General features: G+C 67.5%; 10 protein-coding genes and 1 tRNA gene. 8 read left to right on the forward strand and 3 right to left on the reverse strand.

The genetic code is table 11. From position 1 onward, the window contains the following. The first annotated feature begins 168 nt into the window (after positions 1–168). Genes LP52_RS07005 through LP52_RS07025 form a run of 5 tightly spaced genes read left to right on the forward strand, consistent with a single transcriptional unit; the run spans position 169 to position 13,319 of the window. Positions 169–5,475 (forward strand): non-ribosomal peptide synthetase, encoded by a 5,307-nt coding sequence (locus LP52_RS07005; RefSeq protein ID WP_052809540.1) that lies wholly within the window; start codon positions 169–171, stop codon positions 5,473–5,475. 48 nt (positions 5,476–5,523) lie between these two features. Further along, on the forward strand, positions 5,524–6,771 hold the full coding sequence (locus LP52_RS07010; RefSeq protein ID WP_202966065.1) for an MFS transporter: 1,248 nt from the start codon (positions 5,524–5,526) through the stop codon (positions 6,769–6,771). After that, entirely contained in the window at positions 6,772–8,436 is a 1,665-nt protein-coding gene (locus LP52_RS07015; RefSeq protein WP_052809541.1) for an amino acid adenylation domain-containing protein, read from the forward strand. It abuts the gene before it with no gap. 18 nt (positions 8,437–8,454) lie between these two features. Continuing rightward, positions 8,455–10,851, forward strand: coding sequence for a penicillin acylase family protein (locus LP52_RS07020; RefSeq protein ID WP_238580770.1), 2,397 nt, complete (start codon positions 8,455–8,457; stop codon positions 10,849–10,851). After that, positions 10,848–13,319, forward strand: a complete 2,472-nt coding sequence (locus LP52_RS07025; protein ID WP_052809542.1) for a condensation domain-containing protein — start codon at positions 10,848–10,850, stop codon at positions 13,317–13,319. The genes LP52_RS07020 and LP52_RS07025 overlap by 4 nt, the downstream gene beginning before the upstream one ends. 753 nt (positions 13,320–14,072) lie before the next feature. On the opposite strand, the gene LP52_RS07030 is transcribed toward LP52_RS07025, so the two are convergent. Further along, a tRNA-Val gene (locus LP52_RS07030) sits at positions 14,073–14,146 on the reverse strand. Between the two features lie 225 nt (positions 14,147–14,371). On the opposite strand from LP52_RS07030, the gene LP52_RS28715 reads away from it, so the two are divergent. Beyond that, positions 14,372–14,794 carry a DUF2637 domain-containing protein gene (locus LP52_RS28715; protein WP_274518790.1) on the forward strand — a complete coding sequence of 141 codons (423 nt, stop codon included), beginning with the start codon at positions 14,372–14,374 and terminating at the stop codon, positions 14,792–14,794. 178 nt (positions 14,795–14,972) lie between these two features. Here LP52_RS28715 and LP52_RS28720 read toward each other — a convergent pair whose 3' ends face one another. Then, complete coding sequence (locus tag LP52_RS28720; protein ID WP_274518791.1) at positions 14,973–15,659, reverse strand: hypothetical protein; 687 nt, start codon at positions 15,657–15,659, stop codon at positions 14,973–14,975. A gap of 368 nt (positions 15,660–16,027) precedes the next feature. On the opposite strand from LP52_RS28720, the gene LP52_RS07045 reads away from it, so the two are divergent. Beyond that, complete coding sequence (locus tag LP52_RS07045; RefSeq protein WP_040271741.1) at positions 16,028–16,945, forward strand: NAD(P)/FAD-dependent oxidoreductase; 918 nt, start codon at positions 16,028–16,030, stop codon at positions 16,943–16,945. Between the two features lie 225 nt (positions 16,946–17,170). On the opposite strand, the gene LP52_RS28960 is transcribed toward LP52_RS07045, so the two are convergent. Further along, positions 17,171–17,674, reverse strand: a complete 504-nt coding sequence (locus tag LP52_RS28960; RefSeq protein WP_084722975.1) for an effector-associated constant component EACC1 — start codon at positions 17,672–17,674, stop codon at positions 17,171–17,173. A gap of 118 nt (positions 17,675–17,792) precedes the next feature. On the opposite strand from LP52_RS28960, the gene LP52_RS27170 reads away from it, so the two are divergent. Continuing rightward, positions 17,793–19,093 (forward strand): hypothetical protein (locus LP52_RS27170; protein WP_052809543.1); only part of this gene is annotated, 1,301 nt, incomplete at its 3' end.

Below are 19,093 nucleotides of genomic sequence, written 5' to 3' on the forward strand. Positions count from 1 at the left end.
GGTGCCGATCAACGGAGTGTCCCACTATGGGAAATGCGCACCCCACCGAGTACGACCGCGTCGCGAAACCGAGGATATCCACCGACGATGCGGCTGAACTCCCGATTCGGGAGCAGAAGGAATCGGCAAAGCGCCGGTCGACGGCGTACTCGACCTAGGTGGGCCTCCATGGTGCAGCAGAGCTTCTCGTCCCTGGCCGAGCTACTCGATTTCCGTGCGGCGACCGCGCCGGACCAGCTCGCTTACACGTTCCTGCAGGACGGCAGTACACCGTCCGATCAGCTGAGCTACGGCGAGCTGGCCGAGCGTGCCCGCGCTGTCGCCGCGCCGCTGCGGGAAATCGCGGCACCCGGCGACCGCGCGTTGTTGCTCTTCCCGCCTGGACTCGACTTCGTGGTCGCGCTGTTCGCCTGCTTCGAGGCGCGGGTGACCGCCGTTCCCGCCTATCCACCGGGCAGGCGGGGAAATCTGCAGCTGGAGGCCATCTTCGGCGACGCGCGGCCGGCCGCCGTGCTGACCACCGACGCCATCGCCGCCGGCCTGCCGCAGCAGGTCCGCCACGGCCCCGGTACCGACGATGCCGAGCCGCGGCGGTCCGGCGACATCACTTGCCTGCGTACCGCCTTCGCCGGGGAGGAATCCGGACGACCCGCCCACCGCTACGCCCTGCTGCAGTACACGTCAGGGTCGACCTCGACGCCCAAGGGGGTAATGGTCAGCGACCGCAACCTCCTGGTCAACTCCGAGCTGATCCGCGGAGCCTTCGATCTTTCGCCATCCAGCGTCTCGGTCAGCTGGCTGCCCGCCTACCACGACATGGGCCTCATCGACGGGGTGCTGCAACCCATCTACACGGGTTTTCCCGCCTACCTCATGCCGCCCACCGCTTTCCTCAAGGAGCCGATCCGGTGGTTGGAGGCGGTGTCCGGCTATCGCGCCACCCATTCCGGAGGACCGAACTTCGCCTATACCCTGTGCGCCGAGCGCACCACGGCCGCCGACCGGCAGGGTCTGGACCTGAGCAGCTGGCTGAGCGCCTACAACGGCGCCGAGCCGATCCGGCCGAACACACTCACCGAGTTCGCGGATACCTTCGCCCCGTACGGTTTCCGGCCACAGGCAGCCTATCCCTGCTACGGACTGGCCGAGGGCACGCTCATGGTGACGGGTGCCGAGCTCGGCAGAGAGGCGCGGGTGCTTTCGCTGTCCGGGGACGAGCTGTCGGCCACGGGAACCGCGCGTGAGGCCCAACAGGGCGAGCAGCCCGTCGAACTCGTCGGCTGCGGCCGCCCGCCAGGAGACGTACGGGTACGGGTGGTCGATCCGGCTTCCCGCGTCGAGCGCGCCCCGGGCCGGGTCGGCGAGATCTGGGTGGGCGGCGAGAGCGTCGCAGCCGGCTACTGGAACCTCCCGGAGGAGACCGCCAAGACCTTCGGAGTCCGCGTCGCCGACTCCGCAGACGGTCCCTACCTGCGTACCGGGGACCTCGGCTTCCTGGACGCCGGCGAGCTGTTCGTCACGGGCAGGCTCAAAGACCTGATCGTCATCCGCGGCCGCAACTACTACCCGCAGGATCTGGAACGGATCGTGGACGAGTGCCACCCGGCCGTCCGGACCGGATGCGCGGCAGCATTCGCCGTTCCCGGCCCGGACTCCGAGCGGCTGGTCGTCGTCTGCGAGCTCACCCCGGAAGCGTCCGCGGACGCCGATAACCCGGCCATCGTCCACGCGATCCGGCGCAGTATCCGCGAGCACCACGGATTGCACGTCCACGCGGTCGGTCTGCTGCCGCCCGGACGCGTACCGAAGACTTCCAGCGGCAAGATCCGGCGGCGGGAGAGCTGTACCCGGTACCTCGACGACACGCTCGGAGAGCTGTACCGGGCTGTGTCCTCCCCGAAGGAGGCACCGTCCGGACCGGCGGTTGCCCTGCGCGAGACGCTGCTGAAGGTACCGGAACAGGAACGCAAGACGTTGTTGACGAGCTACGTCATGGACGCACTCGCCGATCCCGACGAGCAGTTGCCCGAGGAATCGTCTCCGGAGACCACCCTCATCGACCAGGGGGTCGACTCACTCGCCGCGGCCGACCTGGCCCACCGGATGAGTGCCGAACTGGGGGTGCCGGTCTCGTTGACCGAGTTCCTGGAGAACTCGACCGTCGAGCAGGTCGTCCAACGGCTGCTGGAGCTGGTCGCCGCCGGCGAATCCTCGGCGGCGCTGTCTGTTCGGGAGCCCGCAGCCACCGCCTCGGAGCGTCCGCTGTCCACGGGCGAGCATGCGCTGTGGTTCCTGCACGCCTCAGCGCCGGAAAGCCCCGCTTACAACACCTCTTATGCCGCCTGGCTGCCGGATGGCGTCGACCTCGCCGCGCTGCGCGGTGCGGTGGGCTCGCTGAGCGAGCGGCACCCTGCGTTGCGCACGACCTTCCCGGCGGTCGACGGCCGCCCGCGCGCGGTCGTGCACGACGCGCTACCGGTACCGATCACACACGAACATCCGGCATCCGGAGGTGCCGACGAGCAGGAGCTGGAAAAGCGGATCATGGAGTTCCGGGATCAGCCGTTCGATCTGGCGAACGGACCGCTGGTGCGGGCGCTGATCGTCGATCATGGCGCGGGTCGGCGGGCTCTCGTCCTCGCCGCGCACCACATCGTGGTCGATCTGTGGTCTCTTCGGCACCTACTCGACGACCTCAAACGCACCTACACCGGGCGGTCACCGGCATCGGACACCGGCCTGGGGCTGTCGGAGCACATCGCGTGGGTCGCGGACCGTGTCTCAGGCGAGGAGGGGCAACGGCAGTGGCGATACTGGGCGGAGCAACTCGCCGACGCGCCTGCCGTCCTGACACTCCCGTATGACCGGCCGAGGCCGGCCGTCCAGGGTTCCGCCGGCGCCAGCGTGAGCCTGCCGCTGGACGACGCGCTGCTGGGTGAGCTCCGGGCCTTCGCGCGAAGGTCGGGAGTGACGCTGTACACGCTGCTGCTGGCCGCCTACCAGGTGCTGCTGCACCGCTACACCGGAAGCGCCGACTTCGTGGTCGGCACCCCTTCGGCGGCGCGGACACGACCCGAGTCGGCCTCCCTGGTCGGCTACCTGGCCAACCAGCTGGTGCTGCGCGCTCGGATAGCGGACAATCCGACCTTCACCGACCACCTCGCCCGAGCGCGGGAGACGGTGCTCGGTGCACTGGCCCACCAGGACTTCCCGTTCCCCTTGCTGGTCGAGCGACTCCGGCCGCCGCGCGACCCCAGCTACACCCCCGTCTTCCAGGTGATGTTCGCCCACGAGAAGACGCCGGCGGCGACGGGTGCGGAGCTGCCGCTCTACCCCATCACGGTGGCCGCCAGCGCGTCGCGGTTCGACCTCACCCTGGCCTGCGTCGAGGAAGACGACGGCCTTACCACCCGCTGGGAGTACAACACCGATCTATTCGATCACGGCACCATCGAGCGGATGGGCACGCACTTTCGGACCCTGCTCACCGAGATCACCAGGCGGCCCGAGCGTCCGATCGGTTCGCTGCAACTGCTCACTGCGGCCGAGCAGCAGCGCGCGATACAGGAATGGAACAGCACGGCCGAGGGCTTCGAGGCGATCTCCACCCGTACTTCCCCGGCATCCCTGCATCGGCTGATCGCCGAGCACGCGGTGAGCACCCCCGAAGCCGTCGCCGTGAACCACGGCGGAGTCGAGCTCACTTACCACGACCTCGACCGGAGCGCAAGGGTGCTCGCCGAGCGGCTCGCGGGGCTCGGGATCGGTCCCGGATCACTGGTGGCTGTGAGCCTGCGGCGATCCCCGGACCTGGTCGTCGCGCTCCTCGCGGTGTTGTGGCGGGGTGCGGCGTTTGTGCCCGTCGATCCTGAGCACCCGCAAAGCCGCATCAAGCACGTACTGGCCGACACCGGTGCCGCGGCCGTGCTGACCCAGCGTGGGATACACGACCGGTTGCCCGATCACGACGCGGTCGTCCTCGTCGACGAGTCGCCCGGCGAGTCCGCCGGTTGCCTCCCGAGCGGTTCCATCGCACCGGTGGACGTCGAGCCCGACGGGCTGGCCTACGTCCTCTACACCTCAGGGTCCACCGGCACACCGAAGGGGGTCATGATCTCCCACGGGTCCATCCTGAACTACCTGACTTGGGCCAACCGCGAATATCGCATGGCTGAGGGCGCCGGTGCGCCGGTGAGTTCGTCGGTCACCTTCGACGCGACCCTGACCAGCCTGTTCGGGCCGCTGCTGGCCGGCAGGACGGTTCGCCTTCTCAACGAGGGCCAGGAGATCAACGAGCTGCGGGATGTGCTCCTCGGCGAGACGTACCAGAGCCTGGTGAAGGCGACGCCCGCCCAGCTGGAACTCCTCCGTGCCGTGCTGCCCGCGCATGCCCGGCCGATCAACGCAGGAGCACTCGTCGTCGGCGGCGAGGCGTTCCTGCCGGAGAGCCTGGAGTTCTGGCGGAGTCAGGCACCCGGATTACGGATTTACAACGAGTACGGCCCCACGGAGGCAACGGTCGGCTGCTGTGTCCACGAGGCGTCGGCACGCCCGCCCCGACCGCGCGGCGTTCCGATCGGACGCCCCATCGCCAACGCAGAGATCTACGTCCTCGACGCGAACCGGAACATCGTCCCCGTGGGGGTGCCCGGAGAGATATACATCGGCGGAACGGGGCTGGCACAGGGATACCTGGGCCGGCCCGAGCTCACGTCGCAACGATTCGTCCCGCATCCGTTCCGGACCGGGCCCGGCGCTCGGCTGTATCAGACCGGGGACATCGCACGCTATCTCCCTGACGGGGCGGTCGAGTACCTCGGCCGGAACGACGAGCAGATCAAGATCCGCGGCGTCCGTGTCGAACTCGGGGAGATCGAGGCGCTACTGCTCGAACATCCGGGTGTCCGCGAGGCCGCTGTCACCGCATCCGCAAACACGTCGCTCGATCGGACGCTGACCGCACACATCGTGGCCGAGCACGACACGGACGGCGGACTCGATGCGCGGCTGCGGAGCTCACTGCGCGAGCGGTTGCCGCATTACATGGTTCCGGCGGCCTTCATCGTGACCGACACGCTTCCGCGCAGCAGGCACGGGAAGATCGACCGAGCGGCTCTTCAGCAGGTCGCGCCACCGAAGGAAGCGAACGCCGCCGCCCCGTCGGCTCCCGGCGAGGTAGAACAGCTCGTCGCCGCCGTCTGGCGGGACGTTCTGCGTTCTCCCGAGGTGGGATCCGACGAGAACTTCTTCGACATCGGCGGAACCTCGGCATTGGCCGCCGAGGTGCAGTCCAAGCTCTCGACCGCGCTCGACCGGGAGGTCTCACTGATCACCTTGTTCCGATATCCGACCATCGGTTCGCTGGCGAGATCGCTGGCCGGGACAGCCCCTTCCGGACCGGCGAGTGATGACGATGCGGCCAGGGAACGGGCGCGACGTCGTGCACGTGCCCTCCAGCGCAGGAAGCGCGGCTGATCCCCCGTGTCCTTGCAGATGCGATCCCAGCTGAGGGAACGACTGGGCGTGCTGGCGGTGCCGGGATTCGGCCGACTCTGGCTGTGCAGCACGGCGGACGCGTGGGGAGCCTTTCTGCTCCCGGTGGCGGTGACGCTGGCTCTGCTGGAAAGCGGTCACGGTGCCTCGGCCCTAGGACTGGTCCTCGCGGCGAAGACCCTCGGACACCTCCTGGCGACCGTTCCCGGCGGAATCGCGGCGGATCATTGGTCCCGTCCGCAGATGATCTCCATAGCCTGCCTGGCGAGGGTGCTGTCGACCAGCCTGCTCCTGTTCTGCATAACAAGCGGTCCGACGTGGATCGTCGCGGCCTGCGTGTTCGTGGTGGGGGCCGGGGAAGGAATCCTGCGGCCTTCACACTTGGCGCTGGTCGGCGACATCGTCCCGGAGCCCCAGCAGCAGTCCGCCATCGCGTTGACCACCATCGCCTTCCGGATCGCCCTGGTGCTTTCGCCCGGGGTGGCCACGGCACTGACTTTGTGGTCGGGGCCGGCCACCGTGCTGATCGTGTCCATCGTTCTGTGGCTGTGTGCGGCGTTCGCAGTGCGCAAGTTGCCGCGTCATGCCACACCGGAGGGTGATGAGCACGTTCCGCGCCACACGGAGTCGGTCCGGGACAAACTCTTCGGCGGCTTCCGCGCGGCACGCGCGCAACCGTGGTTCGTCGCCGGACTGCTCGTTCTCACGATCGTTCTCGGCACCACGGATGCCACCCAACTGGTCCTATTGCCGGTTATCAGCACCGAGCAGTTCGGCACCGAGTCGGTGTATGCGGTGGCGCTTTCCATGTTCGCGCTCGGTGCGCTGCTGGGTGGCCTGGTCATGTTGCGTTGGCATCCAAGCAAACCGGGCCGGTTGGCCATGATCGGCCTCGCGTTCTGCGCGGCGATCCCGTTCTCTCTCGCGTTCTCGGAGATCGCCTGGCCGATATTTGTAGCGCATTTCGTCGCCGGAGTTGGCATGGAGGTTTTCAATGTCACGTGGTTCGCTGCCATCCAGCGCGAGTTCGCCACCGACGTGCGTGCTCGTGTCACTTCGCTGGACTTTCTGATCTCGTACTCGGTCAGTCCGTTGAGCCTTGCCGTGGTACCACTGGCAGTGGCGGCCGTTGGCACACAGCCGGTGCTGGTGTTCATGGGTGCAGCTGTCATTCTGGGAGGTCTCTGTGCATTGGCGGTTCCCGGAATGAGTCTGTTTCGAACTGCCACCGCCGTGTCGGCTGAAAAGGAGTCCGGCAGCCGAGGCGGTGATCTTTAGGTGGTTCCGATCGAGTTCCAAGGTGGCGAGTCGATGTCGACTCGGGCGGCCTCATTGAATGAGGTCATCGAGATGACGGCCAGAGATTACCCGGATAATGTGGCACTGTCCGATACGGTGTCCACCCTGACCTATGAGCAGCTTCTTTCCCGTGCCTCGGCGATGGCGACCGGATTGGCCGATCAGGGTGTGCGCAAAGGAGATATGGTAGGTCTCCTGGTTGAACGGTCGGTGGACGTCGTTATTGGGATTCTGGCGATCCTCCGCTGTGGCGCTGCCTATGTTCCGATTGACCCCAGCTATCCCACCGATCGGCAGGAATTCGTTCTCCGGGATTCCGGAGTGTCACTCGTGGTCGGCCGTTCCGGTGCGCTCGGCAGCGCCGAATGGGCGGGCACCGTGCGGACCCACGAGGCGGACTCGGCGGGCGACGGCCGCGAACCGGGCAGCGGCGAGTCAGCCGTGGAGGTGGGACCGGCCGATCCGGCGTATGTGATCTACACCTCGGGGTCCACCGGTGTGCCCAAGGGGTGCGTGGTGACGCACGGCAACGTGGTCAGCCTGCTGCACGCCGCGCTGCCGCTGCTCACCGTGAATGCCGACGACAGGTGGTCGATCTTCCACTCGTTCAGCTTCGATGTCTCGGTGTGGGAGCTGTGGGCCGCCCTGGCTACCGGCGCCAAGGCGGTGGTTGTACCGCACGAGGCGACCCAGGTGCCTGCATCGCTGGTGCATGTCCTGGTTCAGGAGGAGGTAACGGTGCTGAGCCAGGTGCCATCGGTATTCCGGTATTTCTCCAGTCTGCAGCGCTATCCGGCCGCGCAACTCAGATACGTCATCTTCGCTGGTGAGAACATAGATCTCGGGAGCGTCGGCCGATTCTGGTCACAATGCGACGGATACCGGCCCGAGGTTATCAACATGTATGGGATCACCGAGACCACGGTGCACTCGACGTTCCGGCGGATTACCGAGTCCGATCTGTCCTCGGAGGGTTCTCCTATCGGAACGGCGCTGCCGCACCTGACTATCGAGTTGCGCAGCGAACAACCACCGCACCGGCCGGTCGAGGACGGTGAGATCGGCGAAATGTGGGTCTCCGGTGACGGTGTCGCCAGAGGTTACCTGAACCGTCCCCAGCTCACTGCCCAAAAATTCGTGACGGATGGATCGTCCAGGACTAGAAAACGCTATTACCGATCCGGCGATCTGGCTCGCCGAATGCCGGACGGCGAACTCGAATATCGCGGCCGCAATGATCATCAAGTGAAGTTGCGCGGATTCCGGGTCGAACTCGGAGAGATCGAGTCGGCGATTCGCGCACAAGCCGGAGTGCTAGACGCTGCGGTGTGCGTGGTGACGAGACGGACCGGATCGCAACTCCTGGTGGCCGCGGTCGTCCCCATCGAACGGGAGAGCGAGCAGAACGAAACGATAGGCCGGATCGGCGCCAAGTTGGCGGCAAAGTTGCCCCGCTACATGATCCCCGAACGCTGTTTTTTTGCAACGTCATTGCCGCTGACATTGTCAGGCAAGCTCGACCGCAACGAACTGGAAAAGATGGCGTTGGAAGCCGTGGCGCAGAGCGGGCCCGGCCGCCGGCCGACAGCACCAATGATCACTTCGGTCACCGGGAACCAGTCGCCGAGCGGCGATCACAGATAGGAGGAGCTGCGCGTGGCGATGACAAAACGGGTCGGCTTGCTGCTTACCTGTCTCTTGATGCTGCTCGGCGCCGCGCCGCCGAGCCAGGCCGCACCGGATCGGGGGCCTATTGCCAAGATCCGCTACAGCGAGTACGGGATTCCGCATATCATCGCCAAGGATTACCGCGGTCTCGGCTACGGATACGGCTACGCCAGCGCTTCGGACAACCTGTGCACCCTCGCGGAGACGTACGTTACGGTCAACGCCCAGAGATCCAGATTTTTCGGTCCCGATGCGCCGGCGGAATCCGGTATAACCACGGCAAATAACAGTCTTAACAGCGATCTCCACTTTCAACGGATCAAGTCCGAGAAGATCATCCGCGACTATTTCAAGTCCGCATCGAGAAATGTCCGCGATCTGGCGCGCGGGTTCGCCGAAGGCTACAATCGCCTGTTGCGCAGCGATAAGGTCAGCGACCCCGAATGCGCCGGTGCTGACTGGCTTCGACCCATTACTGAGCGGGATGTCTTCCGCTACGTCTATGCGGTCGCGCTTCTGTCCGGCAGTGGCGCGCTGATCGATGAAACGGTTGGCGCCCAGCCGCCGTCGGGGACGAGTGCCAAAGCTGAGACGGAGTCCGGGCCGGATGCACTGGTGAACGCCGTTCAAGGAATCCAGGGCGCTCAGGGATCCGACCACAGCAACGGCAGCAACGCGATTGCGATCGGCTCCCGGGGAGCGAAGTCGGCGAATAGCGTCCTGCTGGCGAACCCCCATTTCCCATGGCAAGGCGCACTGCGGTTCTGGCAAAGCCACCTGACTATTCCCGGGGAGCTCAACGTCTCCGGTGCCAGTCTCGCCGGGCTGCCGGTTATCGCGATCGGACACAACGCTGACGTGGCATGGAGCCATACCGTGTCGACCGCGGCCAACCTGGGCTTGTTTCGAGTGGAGACGGTGCCCGGATCACCGACCAAGTACCTGGTCGACGGCGAGCCGCAGAGCATGACCCGGGAAAAAGTCTCGGTTCAGGTGCGCAAAGACGATGGATCGATTGGCACCGTGACCCGGACACTCTGGTCCACCGAATACGGCCCTGTGGTGAATGGGGTGTCCGGCGTATCCTTGCCCTGGGGGGAATCCGCGCATGTATTGCGTGACGCGAACGCGAGAAACTTCCGCCTGCTGGACGCCTGGCTCGGATTGGGTAAATCGAGTTCCGTTCAAGACATCCGGTCGACGCTTTCCTCGACGCTCGGCATTCCGTGGACCAATACTGTGGCCGTCGACGGAACTGGAAGCTCGCTCTATTCCGGCATTGAGGTTGTACCGCACGTCACCGACGAAAAAGCGGAGGAATGCAGTACGGATCTGGGTGCCGAGGTTTTCTCGGGCACCGGTGTCTCGATTCTGGACGGGTCACGTGCGTCCTGCGATTGGGGAACGGACCCGAGCGCGCCCGAGCCGGGATTGCTCGGCCCTGATGACCTGCCGACACTCATCCGCAAGGATTACACAGCCAATGCGAACAACGCGCCTTGGCTAGCGAATCCGGCGGAGCCGCTGACCAACTACCCCCGGGTGGTCGGTCCGGTGGGCGGGCCGCTGTCGCTGCGCGCTCAACAGGCGCTGCACACGGTGCAGCGGCGACTTGACGGCACTGACGGACTGCCGGGTACGGGGTTCACTTCCAAGAGGCTGCGCGGCGTGCTGTTCGCGGATAAGAGCAGAGCCGCCGAACTCACCGAAGACGATGTGCGCGACCTTTGTGCGGCGTTGCCGCACGGGCAGGCGCCGTCGGGCGAGGGCCCGGTGGACGCGCGCGCCGCGTGCCGGGCGCTGGAACGGTGGGAAGGCGACTATCGACTGGACAGCAGGGGCTCGCTGCTGTTCAGCAGGTTCGTCACGAGGCTGAGTTCGGTCCCTGGCGGTCCGTGGCGCGTCCCCTTCGACCCCGCGCAGCCGCTCACCACGCCCAACACGCTCGCAGTCGATCGAACCGAGGTTCAAACCGCCTTCGGAGACGCCATTCGGGACCTGTCCGCAGCGGACGTGCCCGTCAACGGTCGGCTGGGCGACAACCAGTACGTGACTCGAGGTGGAGAACAGATTCCCATTCACGGCGCACCCCACGAACTCGGTGTTCTCAACGTGATCACCCCGACCTGGACGGATGACGGCAACACCGACGTTGTGCACGGATCGAGCTTCATCCAGGTCGTGGAGTTCGATGGCCGAAAGGCCCCCCAGGCGCACTCCTTGCTGGCGTACTCGCAGTCGGCCGACCCGAATTCGCCACACTACGCAGACCAGACCGAGTTGTACTCGGCCGGTACCTGGGTGCAGGAGCGGTTCACCGAACGGGAGATCCGCTCCTCACCCGAACTCAGGGTTGTCACGCTCTCCGGACGGGGTGGTGCAGACAGGTGAGTGAGGAGGTGTCAAGCGACGACGGGCTCCTGACGAAAGTCGAGCCGACCGCGTTGCAGGAGGCGGTGTGGTGGGTCTGCCGGCGCATCGGCGATCAGTCGGTCTACAACCTCACGTGGCGGCTGGCGGCCGAGGCGGCGCTGGATCTCGCGGCCCTGAGGGTGGCCTGGCAGGCGGTGGTGGACCGGCATGAAGCGCTGCGCCTGTCGTTCCAACACGGCCAGGGGCATCTGAGTGCCGGCATTGCGGCCGAGGTTGCGGTCGAGGTGCCGCTCATCGAGGTCGCCGACCCGGGGGCCGCGCCGGTCGACGCGCTGTTGCGGTCCATCGCGGAGGAGTCGCACCGCGCCCCATTCGACCTCGACCGAGCACCACTGGCGCGGTTGACAGCCGTGCGCGTCGGGGACGGCCACGAGTTGATCATCACGGTGCACCACATAGTGGTCGACGGATGGGCCATCCAACTGCTGTTCGATGACTTGGCTGAGGCCTACCGGGCGGCCGTACGCGGGCGGCCGCCCGGCTTCGCCGCCGATGCTCCGTCCTGGCGCGCGTTCGCGCGCGAGGAACAGGCCATTCGCGCCGAAGGGCGCTGGCAGTCCGACATCGACTACTGGCGCAGAACTCTCGCCGGTGCCTCGGCGGCGACCGTCCTCGGCGACCGCAGCCGGTACGTGGGTACCGGAGGCCCCGGGGCGACTGTGCGGCACACGTTCAGCGACGCTGCGGTCGCCGGGCTGACCACGTTGACGCAGTCGTCGTCGGCTACGCCGTTCGCCGTCCTCTTGGCCGCCTTGCAGGTCCTGCTCGCCCGCTCCGGTGCGGGTAGTGACGTGGTGATAGGCGCCGTCGCCGCCAATCGGATGAGTTCGCTCGACCAGCAACTCGTCGGCTACCTGGTCAACCTGTGCATGATCAGGTCGAACGTGTCCGAGGAGGACACCCTCGCCGAAGTGGTCGGCCAGGCAAGCGAGGCGTCGTGGGAGATGTTCGCGCATCAGGCGGTTCCGTACCCCGTGGTGTTCTCCGCGCTGGACGAGGAGACCAGGTCCGGTCTCGGTGACATCGCGCCAGTGATGCTGAATTACCTGGGGACGATCGGTCAGGGGCTGCGGCTCGACGACATCGAGTTGACGCTGCTGCCGAGCCCCAACGTCGCGTCTCGCGCGGATATCGGCATCGGCTGCTGGCGAACCGAGGACGGGGGCCTCATGGCCGAAGTGGAGTACAGCACCGTGCGGTACGAGGAAGCCACCGTGTCAGGGCTGCTGCTGGACTTCGACGCGGTGCTTTCCCACGGCTCGGCGCCGCAGCGGCGCGTTGCAGACGTGCGCGTGCTGACCAAGTCCGGGAAAGCGAAGGACGATCGGTGGGTGGATTCGGACGCGTCCCGTCTGCATGTGCCTGCGGTCCCCGGCCAGATGGAGGACAGGGAGCAAACCGTTTACGACGCGTGGACGGACATGCTCGGTTATCCGCCCTCTTCGCTTGATGAGGACTTCTTCGAGGCCGGAGGGCATTCGCTGAACGCGGTCGAGTTCATGGCCCAGATCGCTGGAGCCACCGGAGCGGAACCCGATCTGGCGGACTGGCTGGCCAAGCCGACCCCACGCAACGTGCTCACACAGCTCGGTGGTCCGGCCGACGGCATGGCGGGCTGCGCCGGGACTGCCACGGATGGGCGGAGCACAGTGGTGTCGCTGCGGTCCGGCCCAGGACGCCATCTGCACCTGTTCCCCGGGGTAGGCGGATCCGCGCAGGATTACCGGCACCTGATCGAGCTGTTGCCCGCCGACTGGCGGATCACCTTCTCCCGCGAGCAGGAGCCGCTGGACAGCGTCGCGGACCTGGCCGCCCGGTTCCGCAGGGACCTGGACGCCGACGATCTCCGGCCCGATCTGCTCGTCGGATGGTCGCTGGGCGGGCAACTGGCCTTCGAAGTCGCGGCCGGCTACCGCGACGAGGTGCCGGGCGTCGTACTGATCGACTCGCCGCCGCCGGTGGCCGTGCCCCTTTCGGCGTTGCCGCTGCGGCAACGTATCCGGGATTTCGCCACAATGCTCTCGCTGAGCCTCGGCGTGCGGCTGGACGGCTCGCCGGTGGCTGATTCCAGCGATTCCACGGGGCCGGACGGCCTCAGCACCGAGCAAGGGATACGGGATGCGCTGCTGGTGCTGTCCGCGCGACTGCGCGCCCTCGGACACGATTTGTCGGACGGAACCGTGACTGACCGCTGGAATGCGTATGACCGGCATTCTCGGGCGTCAGCCTCGTTCGTGTCCGGCCGGGTACTCGAGACGCGTGCCGCAATTCTGGCCGCGGATCTACCGGACGATGAAATGACAGCCTGGAAAGACCGGTTCCGGGACCCGGCGGATATGGAGCGGCTCGATGCCGATCACCACTCGGCACTGCGCGCACCGGCCGTCGCATCGGTGGCCGCGGTGATCAAACGCGTCGCCGACTGACCGGCCCGCCCCAGCGAGCCGCGCGGGCCGGGGTGCTCGGGAGGCCGACGGGAACGGGCCGCACTTGCGTGGAAGCGGGGGCGGGTGGCTGACGCCCTCGTGGGGGCCCGGGGTTGTGCGGTCACGGAGTCACGTCGATGACCCCGGTGCCGGAGTTCTGGCGGAACCGCTGGCCGACGGAACGGACGAAACGCCGGTCATCGGCTCTCGAACGGGCGAGGTCCGCTGGTCTAGAGGGCTTCCGCCACAGCTTCAAGAGCGATGTCGACATGCCCCAGCAGATGGCCCTCTCGGTGGCAGATGACGGACGACGACCACCCGCCGGGTATCGGTTGGGGCGGAAGACCATCCGCACGGTTCCAATTCCTTCCATGCGCATGGAGTACGCAAACCTGCTCGTCACCATCGGCAACGGTTAGCTTACAATCGGGGAATCGCCTGCACCGGATCGTGCGCGAGGCGGAGCAGGAGCCGATGGCCGAGCGGCGCCGGACCCGCTGACCCGCCCAGAAGAAATCTACGTTGTACAGGAGTCTGGAGGACCGCTGGCAACAGAGCCTGCAGGCACTGAAATCGGCCGAGTGCGAGTGGATCGTGGAGACGGTTCCGCGGCTGGGTGAGTACTACCGTGCACCCGATGAGAAACGGGCTTCGTGACGGAGCCGGAGCAAGATCGTCTCCAGATTCTCTCCATCACCGAAGCCCGCGATAACTGAACAAGACCGATGAACGGCCTCTGACCTGCGGTGTTGCTGGTGGGCGATACAGGATTCGAACCTGTGACCTCTACCGTGTCAAGGTAGTCAGGCCGTTCCTGTGACCGGCCCATTCCGGTTTCCGGGCAGGTCAGGTGGGTCTCTTGGGAGCCGTTCGCGGCCGTTGGGAGCGGGTGGGCGCGGTTCCCGTCTCCCACGCGTCTCCCACCGCGCCGGGCCGGTAGCGCCGTCTCCCACGCGGATTCCGGCGTTCGCGCCCTCATCTCGCGCTGTAGCGCGGCCACGGGCGGCTCCCTCACCGTTCCTTCCACCAGGGAAAAGAGTGAGTGACCCGCCATGCACACCTCGCCCCTGTCGCGCTGGACCACCGTCGCGACCGTCTGCCTGCTGGCCGCCATCGCCGCGGTCGTGTCCTACGCCCACATGTTCGAGTTGGCCCTGCGCCACGGCGAGCCCGCCTGGCGCGCCGGCCTGTTCCCGCTGTCGGTGGACGGCATGATCGTCGCCGCCTCCATGTCCCTGCTCAGCGACGCCCGCCAGGGGAGGCGTGGGGGAGCGCTGCCCTGGATCCTGCTGATCGTCGGCAGCGCCGCGTCCTTGGCCGCCAATGTCGCGGTGGCCGATCCGACGGTGGTCGCGGGTGATCCACGCCTGGCCGAGCTTCGCCTTGATGGGCGCCTACGAGCTGCTCATGCGTCATTTCCGCGTGGCCGCCCGCGGCGAAGGCACGGCTTACGCAGACGAGGGGCCGCTCGGTAGGAACGACAGCTGGGCCCAGAACTGCGATGGCGTTGCCAGCACTACAGACGTGCAGGACCGAACTCGTGGAGGGCTCCATATTGTCGGGGATGAGAACGGTGCGGCTCCAACGCTCGGCCCTGTCGAGTCTGGGGGAGTGGTCGTGCCGCCCATCCAAGTCGAAGCCTGGAACTGGGCGTTAGAGCATCGCGGTGACGACGATTCCCTGCCGACCGGCGGCGAGATCGCTGCGGCCTTCGGCCGGAAGCAGCGTTGGGGCAGGCTGGTCAAGCAGCGGGGGCAGCAAGGCGCGCTCCGGCAGAGAGCCGCCTGACTCCCGTACGGTTTGCGGTGCAGCGAGGAGGAGGTGCTCGCGTGGATGACGCCTCCGTGCCAGAGCCAGTTTTCCACCGCCGTTGACAGATACTCCCGGAAAGGGGGCGGGATGGCCCTGGGGGAGACCGGCTGGTCCGGGCCGGTGGGTTCGAGGGCCTGGATCCGCGGTTTCTCGTCCACGCACAGAACGGCGGCGTGGTCGGGCGGATTTGAGGTACAGGCCGGCCACATCGATCACCTTGTCGATGAACAGCGGGCCGGTGGAGAGCTTGAAGGCGTTCTGGCGATGGGGCTGGAGGTTGAACGACTGCCGGATGCGCACCACGGCCGCTTGGGAGATCTGGGCGCGGGCGGCCATATCCCGCGATGACCAGTGCGGGGCGCCGTTTGGCGGCTCGCCGAAGCGGGTGTCGTCGACGACCCGCCGGATGGTGTCTTCGCTGATCGTCGCCTGCGCGCCCGACCGGGGCGCGTCGGCGAGCCCGTCCAGCCGACCCTTGCCGCCGTGGCCGCGCTGATGCCGAGGATCTATCAGATCGTCGTCGTACACGGACTCCCGCCGGCGACGATCCTGACACCCGGTCAAGCCGGAGACTCGCCGATGCTGCCCGCTGCCGGAACGGGTTCGTGTCTCCAGACCGGTCGGACGGCCCCGAACGAGACCGGATGCGGTGCGCGGCGATAAGACCTACTCGTCTCGCGCGAATCCCCCCACCTGCGCGGCCGGGGCAGCACCGCTGTGATCCCGAAACCGACCAGCAGCACAACCGGAAGCGGCGCGGATCGAGAGGCGGCAGGCCCTGGACTTCGACGGCGACTGGTGCAATGGGCGAAACATCCTCGATCGCCGCTACTGCTACGTCACAGCCGGGGGCTACATTTCAGGGACGTGTGTGTGAAGTGAAGGGTGGTATCGAGATGTCCCGATTCGAATCAGTCGTTCTCGGTGGCGGTGCGGCCGGGCTCAGCGCGGCGCTGACTCTCGGTCGAGGGCGCCGTGAGGTTCTTATGGTCGACAACGGTCGGCAGAGCAACCTGGCGGCGACGACCGTGGGTGGGCTGCCCGGGCACGAAGGCGGTACTCCGGCGGAGTACTACGCTACCGCGCGTGCAGAGCTGACGGCGTTCCCCACGGTCGAGCTGCGCGACGGCGAGATCGCGGCGGCCCGGCGCGCGGAGGACGGCTTCACGGTCGTGCTGGCAGACGGCCCGGAGGTCCATGCAAGAACGCTGATCCTTGCGCCAGGTGTCGACTACGACTACCCCCGCTTGCCGGGTCTCGAGGACCGCTGGGGCAACGCGGTGTTCCACTGCCCGTTCTGCCACGGGTGGGAGGTGCGTGATCGCCCGCTGGCTGTGCTGGCCGCGGGTGAGGTCGGAGTACACGGTGCGCTGAACCTGAGAGGCTGGAGCGATCGGATCACGCTGTTGACCAACGGCGACGATTCGCTCACCGATGACCACCGCAAGATTCTCGCCGACGGCGGCGTGACGCTCGACGAACGACCGGTTGCGAAGGTGACCGGAACCGGCCCCCAACTGCAAGCTGTGCACTTCGCCGACGGCGGTGAGATTCCGGCCGAGGGCCTACTGGTCAAGTCCATTCTGCGGCAACGTTCCACCCTGGCGCGGGATCTGGGGGCCACGGTGCTCGAACCCGACGAGCACCTCAGCGTTGAGGCCATCCAGGTCGACCGCATGGGCGCCACGGGGATGCCGGGCTTGTTCGCGGCCGGCGACGCGGCGACGTCGGTACCGCCTTCGCTTAGCAGCGCACTCGCCTCCGGGTATCTCGTCGGGGCGGCGGCCGTCGTCGGACTCAACACCGGGCGCTGACGGTCCCGACACCGGAAGGGGCGGTAGGCCGCCGTCCTGATCATGCGCCTGGACGCCCACCAGCCCAACCCGGCGGCGTTGGCGGCCTACCTTCGCGGACATCGGGCGATCGACAGCTCCAGCCACCGCATCCGCGACGTCGCCTTCAACGAGGACGCCTCCCGGTGCACAGCGGGGCCGCACCCCGCGCTATGGCGACCTTCCGCAATCTGGCTATCGGTGTCCTCAATGCTGCGGGGGCGACAACGTCGCCAAGGCCACCCCCACGATCGGGGATCTGCCTGAACGGGCCCTACCTTTCTTCGGGATCAGTTGCAAACCCGACACTTCAGAAACTTGAACGAGCCCTGCGTCAGACGAGGCCGCCGGCGGCCTCGTCTGACCGGTGACCCAGCGCGCATCGTCGTCCACGAGAAAGGCGACAACGTCGGCGATATCCTCTGGCTCCCTGAGCCTCCCGAGAGGTGTTTGAGCGATGTATGTGTCGGCGTTCTCTCGAAACTCCGGTGACAATTCGTCGGTGTCGGTGGTGGATCCGTCCTTGCGGGCGAGCTTCACCTTCAAGTCGGAACTCCGGTGGCGCATCCAGGTGACGAGGGCGCCGCCGAGCGCGAAGGGGGCCAGGACCAGCATGCCCGCGAGTTCGAGAAGCGCACCCAGCAACCCGGGCGAGCCTCGCCGCCTCCGGGGACGCATCACTGCCCTATCGTCGTCTCGGGAAGTTCCCATACGGGAAGCCTACTGAGAGTCGCGGTGGCGGGCGCGAAAATCCAAAAGGTCCGCTGCTCTCTGCCATCGCTAAGGCCCGCTTGTGCGGGAAGGGGACCGGAGGCGGCAGAATCGGCGCATGCGACTGTGGGCGTGGGTGTTTCTGGCTGTCTGCGCGGCATGCGTGGGCCTGTGGGCCGCCAACCGCTATCTGGACCTCGGCCCCTTCAAGGACCTGCCCGGGCTCGCCAGCGTGGCCTCCCTCGTCGTCGCTGTCGCGTCCTTCGCTGTGGCGCTGGTGTTGGGCGTCTATCAGTTGCGCGGCCCTCCCGCCGCAGCCACCCGCCCCCCGGTGCCCGCCTGGGTCGCCAACGCCGTGCGCACGCCCCGGGCCGACCTGGCCCGGCTGGGGGTGCACACCGCCCGCCCCGGGCCCGACGGTGGTCGCCAACCCCCCTATGTGCCCCGCGACGTCGACCTCGACCTCGACCAGCGGCTGAAAGCCGCGGCGGCCGACCGGCGCGGCGGGATGGTGCTGGTCGAGGGGGACTCCATGGCGGGCAAGAGCCGCGCGCTGGCCGCCGCGCTGACCCGCAGCCTGCCCAAGCGCCGTCTGGTGGTCCCGCCCGAGGACGCCGACCTCACCCACCTGCCCGCATGGCTCAAGCGACACCGGTGGCGCGGCCGGCGCGGCTGGGTGGTGTGGCTGGACGACCTCGACCGCCGCCTGCCCCACGCCCACCTGAAGCCACCCCTGATCGAGGAGCTGGGCCGGGCCGGGGCGATCGTGGCCGCCACCATCCGCTGGAACCGGGTCCAGGCCCTCAAACCCGCCACCGAATCAGACGGGCGGGCCGTGGGCTATGCCGTGCTCCGAGCCCCCGCCCTGTCCCTGGTCGACTGGAGCCCCGGGGAGCGCGCCCGCGCCGCCCGCAGCGGCGACGAACGCCTGGTCGAGGCCGCGGCGCAGGAGACCGTGGGGGTGGCCGCCTACGTGGGCGGCGGCCCGCAGCTGGAAGACCTCTGGCGCCATGGCCCTGCCGCCGGCCATCCCCGGGGCTATGCGCTGGTGGCCGCGGCGGTGGATCTGGCCCGCACCGGCCTGTCGGCGCCGCTGAGCCGGCCCCGGATCGAGGGGGTCGCCGAGCGTTACCTGCCGCCCCCGCCCCCGGCGGCCGAGGCCGCTGATGAGGCGTGGGAGTGGGCGACGCGGGTGCGCCACGAGGTGGCCGGCCTCCTGGTGCCCGCCGACCACGGCCGGAAGCGCTGGCGGGCTTTGGACTACCTCACGCGCGAGGAGCCGGTGCCTGAGGCGGTGTGGCGAGTGGCGCTCGACTGGGCAGGCGACGAGGACCGCCTCGCGATCGGTGCCACTGCCTACACCGACGGAGACCGTGGCGTTACCGAGACCGCCTGGCGCCGCGCCGCCGACAACGGGAA

The organism is Streptomonospora alba, from assembly GCF_000826685.1.
In the GTDB taxonomy this organism is placed as follows: Bacteria; Actinomycetota; Actinomycetes; order Streptosporangiales; family Streptosporangiaceae; genus Streptomonospora; species Streptomonospora alba.

Excerpts from the sequence above, each read along its gene's own strand:
- LP52_RS07045 (WP_040271741.1), top strand. The coding sequence starts at position 16,028 with ATGTCCCGATTCGAATCAGTCGTTCTCGGTGGCGGTGCGGCCGGGCTC.
- LP52_RS07020 (WP_238580770.1), top strand. The coding sequence starts at position 8,455 with ATGACAAAACGGGTCGGCTTGCTGCTTACCTGTCTCTTGATGCTGCTC.
- LP52_RS07005 (WP_052809540.1), top strand. The coding sequence starts at position 169 with ATGGTGCAGCAGAGCTTCTCGTCCCTGGCCGAGCTACTCGATTTCCGT.
- LP52_RS28960 (WP_084722975.1), bottom strand. The coding sequence starts at position 17,674 with ATGGGAACTTCCCGAGACGACGATAGGGCAGTGATGCGTCCCCGGAGG.
- LP52_RS28715 (WP_274518790.1), top strand. The coding sequence starts at position 14,372 with ATGCACACCTCGCCCCTGTCGCGCTGGACCACCGTCGCGACCGTCTGC.